General features: G+C 71.1%; 1 protein-coding gene. It reads left to right on the forward strand.

What is annotated here, in order from left to right:
- Positions 1-162: 162 nt before the first annotated feature.
- On the forward strand, positions 163-571 hold a 409-nt coding region (locus tag E1261_RS46790), incomplete at its 3' end, for a hypothetical protein (RefSeq protein WP_238176875.1).

Consider the following 571-nt stretch of genomic DNA (forward strand, 5'->3'; position numbering starts at 1 on the left):
GGGATGGTGCTGGGTGTTGCGTAGGAGTCGTCGGTGCGGGTGCCGATCGGGAGGGAGGCGTCGGTGTTGTCGTTCGGCGGCTGGTGCAGGAGGATCCACGAGATCGGGCCGACGACGAGGAGCACGGCTGTCACCGCGACGAACGGGCGGCGCTTTCTGCCGGTGCCACCTGCGGTGCGGGCGAGCGGACGGCCGTCGGCGTCGACCGCCGTACTGTCTGCTGCCTGGCGTGGCCGACGGTTCGCGGCGGCCTTGCTCTCGCGGATTGCTGCGGTGCGCGGGCCGGACAGTTCGCTGCTGCCTCGTGCGGTGCGCGGGTCAGCAACCGACGCCGCCGGCGGTTGCGCGTACGACGGACTGGGCGTCGCTGCAGTGGACTCGAACGGCTCCGACAGGTTCGCTGGAGATCCGAGCCTGCCCGACTCAGTCCCGACAGACGCCGCCGGAGTGGACCCGAGTCGGCTGGACTCGGTCCCGAAGGACGCCGTCGGCGTGGAGTCGTATCGGCTGGATGGGACGGGGACGGTCTCGCTCCAAGCGGACGCGACTGGTGTGCTGGGCTCAGTCCGAG

The organism is Kribbella albertanoniae (genome assembly GCF_004348455.1).
GTDB lineage: Bacteria > Actinomycetota > Actinomycetes > Propionibacteriales > Kribbellaceae > Kribbella > Kribbella albertanoniae.